Genomic DNA, 2,299 nt, shown 5'->3' on the forward strand with positions numbered 1-2,299 from the left:
GGCCGACACCACCGAGCGGCACCGCCGGGTCCTGGCGGCGGTGCGGGAGCCCGGCCGGGGGACGGAGGCCGGGCTGGACTGACCCAGCCGCCGCCCCCGGCTCCGCGGCCCCGGGCGCCCGGGGTCAGGGGGTCGTGACGGCGTCCGAGAGACAGAGGGCGTGGATGCGGTCCGGGGAGCCCGGGCGGGCGTAGTACCAGCCCTGGGCGGTGTCGCAGCCGAGGGCGCGGAGCTGGGCCGCCTGGACTCCGGTCTCCACTCCCTCGACCGTCACCGCGAGTTCGAGGCTGTGGGCCAGGGCGACGATGCCCTCCACGATCTTGACGTCGACGGGGTTGGCCGGCTGCTGCTGCATCCCCTGGGTGAAGGAGCGGTCCAGCTTGAGGACGCTGACGGGGAGGCGGCGCAGGTTGGCCAGGTTCGAGTAGCCGGTGCCGAAGTCGTCGAGGGCGATGTCCACCCCGAGGGCGGCGAGCCGGCGCAGCGGTTCCAGGAGTTCGTCGTCGGCTCCTATCAGCGCCGATTCGGTGACCTCCAGGCACAGGGCGCCCGGAGCCAGGCCGGAGCTCTCCAGCACCCGCACGGTGTCGGCGACCAGGCCCGGGTGGTGGAGCTGGGTCGGCGAGAGGTTGACGTTGACGCGCAGGGCCGCCCCGCCGTGCTGGCGCTGCCAGGTGCGGGCCTGGCGGACGGACTCCTCCAGGACCCAGCGGCCGAGCGGCACGATGAGTCCGGTCCGCTCGGCGAGGGGGATGAAGCGGTCCGGGCCGAGCACCCCGTACTGCGGGTGGGACCAGCGCACCAGCGCCTCCGCGCCGTGCACGCTGCCGTCGTGCATGTGCACCAGCGGCTGGTACTCGATGAAGAACTCGCCGCGCTCCAGGGCCGCGGGCAGGGCGTTGGTCAGTCCGTGGCGGGTGATGGCGCGGGCGTCGGCCTCCGCGTCGGCGAACTCGAACCGGTTGCCGCCGGCCGCCTTGGCCCGGTACATGGTGATGTCGGCGCTGCGCAGCACCTCCGCCGCGGTGCGCTCGCCGGCCCGGCCCTCCACGATGCCGATGCTGCCGCGCACCGTCAGCTCCCGGCCCTCCAGCCGGATGGGGGTGGACAGGGCGGACAGGATCCGGACCGCCAGGTCCGTCACCTTCTCCTCGCTGTCGGCGGCGGGCCCGGTGGTCAGGGCGACGAACTCGTCGCCGCCCAGGCGCGCGACCACCTCGCCCGGACCGGTGGCGCAGCTCTGCAGGCGGTCGGCCACCTCGACCAGCAGCCGGTCGCCCGCCGAGTGGCCGAGGCTGTCGTTGACCGCCTTGAACCCGTCGAGGTCCAGGTAGCACAGGCCGAAGCGGGTGGTGGGGGCCCCGCCCAGGGCCTTCTCCAGCCGCTCGAAGAACAGCGTCCGGTTGGGCAGCCCGGTCAGGGCGTCGTGGGTGGCCTCGTAGCGCAGGCGCAGGTTGAGCAGCCGGCGTTCGGTGGTGTCCTCCATCAGGGCCAGCTGGTACTGCGGGACGCCGTCGGCGTCGCGCAGCAGGGACACCGTCAGGTTGGTCCACAGGACCGTCCCGTCGTGCCGGTAGTAGGGCTTCTCCACCCGGTAGTGCTCGCGTTCCCCGCGCACGAGCTCCCCGTACATTCGCCAGACGTGCGGGGTGTCGTCGGGGTGGCCCCATTCGCTGACGTTGCGGCCGCGGACGTGCCCTTCCAGCCCGCCGAACATCTGGAGGAGGGCGTCGTTGACCTCCAGCACGTTGCCCTCCAGGTCGGCGATGCCGATCCCGACTGCGGCTCCCTCGAAAACCGCCCGGAAGCGCTCCTCGCTGGCGTGCAGGGCCTGCTGGGCGTCGATGCGGGCCGTCAGGGCCGAGCGGGCGATGGCCTCCTGCTCCTTGAGGGTCCGCTCGCGCAGGGCGCGGGCGAAGCCGGCCGCGATGCCGTGCTGGAGCCGGGCGCAGCGGGAGCGGTACTCCTCGGTGCCCTCGGTCCCGGCGCCGTCGGGGCCGCAGTAGAGCACCAGGTACGACTCGACCACCCCGAGGGTGCCGGCCAGGGCCTCGGGGTCGGTGCAGTGCACGGCGACGAGTTCGGCGCCGACCCGCTGGGCGACACCGGCGTCGAAGGGCCGGGCGTGCAGGGCCTCGGTGAGGGTCCGGGTGAGGGGGACGAGGTGCTGTTCGAACTCGGGGCGGGTCAGGGAGGTGGCCGTGACGGGGAAGATCGCGCGTCCCCAGATGGTCGCGAAGCGCGCGATCCGGTCCTCCAGGCCGCTCCGCAGCTCGCGCAGCGGCGCCCGGCCCTGGTG

The 2,299-nt window shown here is 74.0% G+C and carries 1 protein-coding gene; it reads right to left on the reverse strand.

The genetic code is table 11. The annotated features are described in order from the left end of the window. Positions 1–124: 124 nt before the first annotated feature. Positions 125–2,281: a putative bifunctional diguanylate cyclase/phosphodiesterase gene (locus ACFV0Q_RS40890; protein WP_385013102.1), complete on the reverse strand. Its 2,157-nt coding sequence runs from the start codon at positions 2,279–2,281 to the stop codon at positions 125–127. Positions 2,282–2,299: the final 18 nt, after the last annotated feature.

The organism is Streptomyces sp. NPDC059564 (genome assembly GCF_042735575.1).
Classification (GTDB): domain Bacteria; phylum Actinomycetota; class Actinomycetes; order Streptomycetales; family Streptomycetaceae; genus Streptomyces.